The organism is Mammaliicoccus stepanovicii, assembly GCF_002902525.1.
GTDB classification, from domain to species: Bacteria; Bacillota; Bacilli; order Staphylococcales; family Staphylococcaceae; genus Mammaliicoccus; species Mammaliicoccus stepanovicii.
Genome location: NZ_PPQZ01000118.1, coordinates 1 through 6,733, shown reverse-complemented (window position 1 = coordinate 6,733; position 6,733 = coordinate 1). Strand labels below are relative to the sequence as shown.

The 6,733-nt window shown below is 29.1% G+C and carries 8 protein-coding genes; all 8 read right to left on the bottom strand.

Annotated elements, in window-relative coordinates; genetic code table 11:
- Nucleotides 1-375 (bottom strand): oligosaccharide flippase family protein (locus CD111_RS11495; protein ID WP_158245705.1); only part of this gene is annotated, 375 nt, incomplete at its 3' end.
- On the bottom strand, nucleotides 368-1,615 hold the full coding sequence (locus CD111_RS11490) for an O-antigen ligase family protein (protein WP_158245704.1): 1,248 nt from the start codon (nucleotides 1,613-1,615) through the stop codon (nucleotides 368-370). The genes CD111_RS11490 and CD111_RS11495, both read right to left, overlap by 8 nt.
- Nucleotides 1,590-2,702, bottom strand: a complete 1,113-nt coding sequence (locus CD111_RS11485; protein WP_095089550.1) for a glycosyltransferase family 4 protein — start codon at nucleotides 2,700-2,702, stop codon at nucleotides 1,590-1,592. Before CD111_RS11485 ends, CD111_RS11490 begins: the two co-directional genes overlap by 26 nt.
- Before the next feature lie 50 nt (nucleotides 2,703-2,752).
- Complete coding sequence (locus tag CD111_RS11480; RefSeq protein ID WP_095089551.1) at nucleotides 2,753-3,430, bottom strand: sugar transferase; 678 nt, start codon at nucleotides 3,428-3,430, stop codon at nucleotides 2,753-2,755.
- Nucleotides 3,427-4,365, bottom strand: coding sequence for a GDP-mannose 4,6-dehydratase (locus CD111_RS11475; RefSeq protein ID WP_095089553.1), 939 nt, complete (start codon nucleotides 4,363-4,365; stop codon nucleotides 3,427-3,429). The genes CD111_RS11480 and CD111_RS11475 overlap by 4 nt, the downstream gene beginning before the upstream one ends.
- A gap of 44 nt (nucleotides 4,366-4,409) precedes the next feature.
- On the bottom strand, nucleotides 4,410-5,177 hold the full coding sequence (locus CD111_RS11470) for a tyrosine-protein phosphatase (protein WP_095089555.1): 768 nt from the start codon (nucleotides 5,175-5,177) through the stop codon (nucleotides 4,410-4,412).
- Nucleotides 5,170-5,865, bottom strand: a complete 696-nt coding sequence (locus CD111_RS11465; protein WP_095089556.1) for a polysaccharide biosynthesis tyrosine autokinase — start codon at nucleotides 5,863-5,865, stop codon at nucleotides 5,170-5,172. The genes CD111_RS11470 and CD111_RS11465 overlap by 8 nt, the downstream gene beginning before the upstream one ends.
- Nucleotides 5,862-6,548: a Wzz/FepE/Etk N-terminal domain-containing protein gene (locus CD111_RS11460; RefSeq protein WP_095089557.1), complete on the bottom strand. Its 687-nt coding sequence runs from the start codon at nucleotides 6,546-6,548 to the stop codon at nucleotides 5,862-5,864. Before CD111_RS11460 ends, CD111_RS11465 begins: the two co-directional genes overlap by 4 nt.
- Between the last annotated feature and the right edge of the window lie 185 nt (nucleotides 6,549-6,733).

The window sequence follows — 6,733 nt, the reverse complement described above, 5'->3', positions numbered from 1 at the left end:
TCCTAATATATATATACCTTGTATTAAGAATATGAGTCTATTATCTTCAACAAATATACATATAAATATAAAGTATATAACTAGTATAGATAGTGACATTATCAATTTACTCACAAATATATTCCAAAACCTTCTAGAAATTTCAACACTTTCAATTTCACACTCAGCAATTAATTTATTAAAGTACAATTGAATTCCAACATTAGCGAATAATAAAAAATATTGAATGATCGAATATGAATAGTTTATAATCCCAACACCATCAGGACCAAACGCTCTAGATATAATTGGAATTGTGATAATTGGGGTTAGTACTCTTATTAATTGATATAATCCTTGATATATTAAATTTTCTTTCAAAATTTTTTTACTCATGTTTGACACGTCCGTTGTCTTCAATCTTCTTTAATTCAACTACGGATATCAAAGCACCAATTATAAACGCAACAAATCTCGAATTATTAAGTGATATTGTCATGAAGTAGATAAATAAACATAAAATCATCCCTACTAAGTATAAATTTTCATACCTACTTTTCATTCTTAATAAGTCATATATCATTTTTATAAGGTATCCAATTAAAAAAATCGCAAAGAATATTCCCCATTCTGCTACAATTTGTAAATAAGTATTATGTGCTACTAAATCTATTCCCGTAAGTGTCTTACTAACATGTACATAATCAGCTAAACCTAAACCAAGTAAAGTGGAATACTTTATTAAAAACAAAGCATTTGACCAAACCCCTAAACGATTTGAACCATTATCTTCTAATGATGTAACGCCTTGACTAAATACTGTTAGACCTCTTTCAAGTGAAGGTATGAAGTTTATATTCATCTTCAATCCTATATGCCCTATGTTATTGTGAATAAATATATAAGATAAAACAATTAGTAATAAGCTAAGAGTAGTCATAATAAAAATAATTCTGCCTTTGAGAAATTTTATACATACATATATAACAAACAAAAATAGCATAATCATAGTAGCTGTTTTAGAACCACTTGAAATAATTGATAAGGTTACAATAGCTGACATGCTATAACAAATTAAGGTGTTTCTACATAAATTTAATAACAATATCAATGTTATTATTTGTGTAACTGCAAAGTAGTTAGGGTCATTCATTAACCCCATTGCTCGAATATCATCAAAAAATAAATATTGTTTTATGAGTTGAATATTTTTAATTGTCCCGATTATACATAATAAGCCTATAATTGTACTTGAAATTAAATATGAATATAAAAAATACTTTATATATCCTTTTCGTTGAAAAATTGTATATGCCATAATTGTATAAACAAAAACGATAGCCATCTTTATACTTGTAGAAAATAATTCCTTACTTGTGAAATCAAGATTTTGATCAAAGATAATAAATACAGTTACGATTAATCTATAGGCGTAAAGCATTATCCCGAAATAAATAATTTTATTTACATTTCTATTAAAGTTACCTAAAACGATATGATATACGAAAACAATTATAATAATAAGGTCAGAAATTGATATATTGAAACCAGCTTTTACAAATGACTGTTGAATGAATATACCAAGCAAAACCAGTAAACATATAAAATATTTATCCTTTTTCTTGAACGTTTCCATATATTTCATCCAACTTTTCGAACATTATTTTGGGGTTAAACCTATTTTGATAAATTACTTTTGAAAGTTCACCTTTTTTTCTTATTCTTTCAAAATCAATGTATTTTCTCATCAATTTAGTTAATTCCTTACTATTATTCTGTTTTATTAACTCACCATTATCATCTATTAATTCGTTAATTCCTCCAACATTACTCGCAATAATTGGTAATCCTTTAGCCATTGCCTCAAGTATGCTTATTGGTAACCCTTCTTGTTTACTCATCAATACGAAAACATCATAATGCTCTATAATTTCCTTTGCGTTATTAACATTCTCTAAAAATTCTATAGTTGCTTGTAAATGCAGTTTTTCCACCTTTTCTTTGCATTGCTTCAGTGTTTCTCCATTACCAATGAAACAAAACTTGAATTTATTTTTATGTGTAATATTCAATTGTTTTATAGCATCAACAACTTGTAATTGCATTTTAGGGTATGCGAATCTTGCCACCATTACAAAATTGACAGTATTTTTATTAATATTTTTGTTTTCTTTCGTATATGTTGTGTTTTGACTTTCTTCTAAACTATTATGAATTGTAACTAGTTTATTTGATTTAAATCCAGCATCTAATGCTACTTTCCTATCGTATTCTGATACACAGATCACTTTATCAGTTAAGGAATATGCCATTTTCTCAATCCATTTAAAAATATTTCTTTTAATCATTGGAATATCCTCAGTAAATGCCCAGCTATGCGCTGTAAAAATAACATAGGGATTACAATGATTGGAAAACTTATTAGCAATCCTGCCTATAATTCCTGCTTTTGACGAATGTAAATGTAGTATATCTGGCTTGATTCTACTGATATACATCATCATTTCCCGTGTGGCCAATAAATCTTTCTTAAGATTTATTGGCCCTACTAAATTATTTATAATTATAACTTTGACTCTCTTGTCTAATTGTTGAAGCATTGGTCCATTATTACCCACTAATAAATATACATCATGTTCATTCGCATAATGATTTATTAATTGAATCACATGGCTCTGCGCTCCACCAATATCCCCTTTAGTAATTCCATACATTATCTTCATAAATCAATCACCACTCAAAATAAATTTCAAATCTATTCATATATTTTTTGTTATCTTGATCCTGAACCAGTTAAAATAACAAAGACTGTCTTTGTAATAATAAATAATTCTAATTTAATAGATGCATTGTTTATGTAGTACATATCTAACTTTAACTTCTGATTTGGGGACAAATCATACCCTCCCTGGACTTGGGCAAGTCCGCTTAATCCAGGCTTTACTAAGCATCTTTTTTCAAATCCTTTTATTCCAGAACTAAATAATTCTACAAATTCTGGTCTCTCTGGTCTTGGGCCAATAAAACTCATTTCTCCTTTTATTACATTGATTAATTGTGGTAATTCATCAATTCTTTTTTTTCTTATAATCCTGCCAATTTTAGTAATACGTGGATCGTTTTCTTCTGCCCATTTCGCACCATCGCTTTCAGCGTTTTGATGCATTGACCTTAATTTATAAATTTTAAACATTTTCCCCATTTTTCCAACACGTGTTTGTGTATACAGTGGCGAACCTTTAGTTTCCAACATAATAAGTATTGAGAAAATAACCATAATTGGTAAAGTTATAATAAATAAAATGGTTGCTGCTAGAAAGTCTACTTTTCTTTTCATAGGAAAATATGTTTTATTAACTTCTACTTCATAATTAAGGCTTTTCTGAAATGTGTATTCTGGGATAACTTCTCCATTCACTTTTTTTACTTGATATACATGTTTTTTGTTCATACTAATAGTCCTTCACTTTTCACATAGTTTCGGAGACCATCTTTTAAGTCATATTTCGGTATATAACCTAACTTTTCAAGTTCACTAATATCTGCATAAGAATGTTTAATATCTCCACTTCTCATATCCTTATAATGACAATTAATCGAATAACCTACCGTACTTGCAAATAAGTCGAATACATTTTCCAACGATGTTTCTTTACCAGTCGCTACATTAAATACTTGTCCATTACTCTCTTCTATATTCATTACGATGTTCACTGCACTTACGAGATCATTTATATATATGTAATCTCTAGTTTGTAGTCCATCTCCATAAAAAGTAAAATCGCATCTATTTCTGTAACAATTGAACATTTTTGATATGACACCTGAGTACGGAGAGGTTGATTTTTGCCTAGGACCATAAACATTAAAAAACCTTAATGCTACAGTTGGTAATCTGTAGAGTAAATGATAATTTAATAAAGTTCTTTCCCCATAGTATTTATCCACTGCATAAGGTGAAATGGGCATTACCGGCGAATCTATACGTTTAGGTAGTGTAGGTAAATTACCGTATACTGCTGCAGATGATGCGAAAATTATTTTTTCAATATTGATATGATGTTGCCTTACTATATCTAACAAATCAAATGTTGCTCTAGCATTTACTTCATGAGAAAGTTCAGGATATAATATAGAATCCGCAACACTGACCACAGCAGCTAAGTGTATAATATAATTAAATTGATATTCTTTAATTATATTAGTTAAAAATTTCTTGTTTCTTATATCTTCAATAAATATGTGATCATCATTTATAAATTTTATATTCTGTAAATCACCATTCGATAAATTATCTAATACATAAACATCTAGAGTTTTGTTCAAATTTTCACATATATGCGAGCCAATAAATCCAGCACCACCAGTGACTAGAACTTTTTTCATCAAATCACTCCTATATAACTTCTTATTCCTAATTTATTAATACTTCAAAATAACCCTAAATGTTTTTTCTTTATATATTTTATTGGCCTTTTAGTTTTAATTACTTTGTTATTAATCATCTCTTTATTATTGTTTAACAAGTATTCTATTTCTTCTTCTAAGCACCTTAATTCCCGTGTTTTAAACAATTCTGCTAATCTAAATGGCCTAGTTTTAACATGATGCGCGTCAGATGCAATGAAATGTATTAAATTATGTTCAATCATCCGAATAGATGTTGTTTGAATTTTCTTCCCGAGTACACCAGTTAATGAAGAGGCTGTTATTTGACTTAAGGCGCCCCCATTGATTAATTCAAATAATAAATTAATGTCTTTAGCAATGACTTTATTACGTTCGGGGTGAACAATAATCGGTATATATCCCATAGTTTGCAACCTATATATACATGACTTCGTATAATGTGGCAGCTCATTGGATGGTAATTCTATTAATAAATATTGCGATGAATTTATCCCACAAATACGTCCTTTCTCTATGTCCTCATAAATCTGCCCATTCAACCTAATTTCTTGACCTGGATATAGTTCAATCCCTAATTGTTTAATATCTTCTCTTTGTTTTAATTGAGTGATTTTTTGAACGATATTTTCGAAATGATTACTTTTAAACCTTGGGTGCAAATGGTGAGGTGTTAACACAATACCAGTAATACCTTGTTCTTTAGCTTGCTTTAACAAAGACATCATTTCATCATCATGACTAGGGCCATCATCGACACCTACTAACAAGTGATTATGAATATCAATCATGACTATCAGCCTCGTAATAATAATTATTTGTTGCATTTTCTTTAGGTGCTTTATTTAATACGACACCAAGAATTTTTGCACCAGTTTTCTCAAGAAGTACCCTTCCCTTCTTAACTTCATTTCGATCGTTTTTTTCGACATCTAATACAAATACGACATTCTTTGCTATTTCTGCGAATAATTGCGCATCTGTAACTGTGTTAACAGGTGGAGAATCTATTAATACGAAATCATAGTCAGCCTGTGCTTGATTTAACACATTATATAAACTTTCAGATCCAATTAACTCAGACGGATTAGGCGGTATAGGTCCTGACGTTAAGACATCTAAATTATCCACATCAGTCTGTTGAACAGCTTCATGTAAGCTACTTTTCTTTATAATCACATTAGATAAACCATCTCTATTAGATTTATTAAATATATAATGTTGAGTTGGCCTTCTCATATCTCCATCAATTATCAATGTCTTATAGCCCGCTTGCGCATATGTCACAGCAATATTCGCAGAAATTGTTGATTTACCAGAAGCAGGCTTTTCTGACGCAACAACTATCATTCGTATTTCTTTATACGAAGCTGAAAACATAATATTTGTTCTAATACCTTTAAACTTTTCACTTATTATCGATTTAGGTTTATCTACCGTAATTAAAGGGCTTTTATTATATTCTTTAGGCCTTTTCATCTTTTTACCTCCATTTCATTTTCAAATCGGTATATCGTACCCAACACAGGTAAACCTAATATGCTTTCAACTTCTTCTTCATTTTTAATTCTTTTATCGAACAATTCTATTGTGAAAATAGTCATAATTGCTAACACTACTCCGATAACGATACTTAACCCTGCATTTACTAATGGTTTAGGCGAAACTTGATCACCATTATGTTCAGCCTTAGACAAAATAGAAACATTATCAATTTTCATTATCTTACTAACATCTTTACTAAAAACTTTAGCAACTTCATTTGCCACTTTACTTGCTGCTTCTCTACTTTCATTCCGAACTTCTATATTTAATATTTGTGAATCCGCGTGATTTGAAACAGTAATCATGCTTAAAATTTCATCACTAGAATATTTATCATTTAAATTGCGAGATACTGTATTTAGAATGCGCGGACTTTTTATAATTTCTGTATAAGTGTTCATGAGTTGTAAATTAGATTGAAGTTGTTGTGCTAATACTTGAGAATTCAACTTCTTTTCACTTACTAATACTTGCGTTGAAGTTGAATAAATTGGTTTCATTAAGAAAACACTAAAAATAACACTCATTATTAAACATACAATTGGAACCACAATTAAAATTCGAAACCTCTTCTTTAATATGTTTATCAGCTTTCTAAGTTCAATAAATTCTTCCATCATTTCCTCCTGTTACATCCATTATTTGCTTCACTAAAAATCTTGTATCCAACTTTTTGATTTTTCGCAATTTAAACAAATGTTTATTGTATTTCATTAACTTTTCTTCTTTATATTATGCAATTATCACAAATAAATATCAATAATAATATAGAATTTTATAATCATTATATTTTTTATAACTG

What these genes read in the sequence shown, in the direction of transcription:
- CD111_RS11490 (WP_158245704.1), bottom strand. Translation starts at nt 1,615, where the DNA reads ATGGAAACGTTCAAGAAAAAGGATAAATATTTTATATGTTTACTGGTT.
- CD111_RS11485 (WP_095089550.1), bottom strand. Translation starts at nt 2,702, where the DNA reads ATGAAGATAATGTATGGAATTACTAAAGGGGATATTGGTGGAGCGCAG.
- CD111_RS11480 (WP_095089551.1), bottom strand. Translation starts at nt 3,430, where the DNA reads ATGAACAAAAAACATGTATATCAAGTAAAAAAAGTGAATGGAGAAGTT.
- CD111_RS11475 (WP_095089553.1), bottom strand. Translation starts at nt 4,365, where the DNA reads ATGAAAAAAGTTCTAGTCACTGGTGGTGCTGGATTTATTGGCTCGCAT.
- CD111_RS11470 (WP_095089555.1), bottom strand. Translation starts at nt 5,177, where the DNA reads ATGATTGATATTCATAATCACTTGTTAGTAGGTGTCGATGATGGCCCT.
- CD111_RS11465 (WP_095089556.1), bottom strand. Translation starts at nt 5,865, where the DNA reads ATGAAAAGGCCTAAAGAATATAATAAAAGCCCTTTAATTACGGTAGAT.
- CD111_RS11460 (WP_095089557.1), bottom strand. Translation starts at nt 6,548, where the DNA reads ATGGAAGAATTTATTGAACTTAGAAAGCTGATAAACATATTAAAGAAG.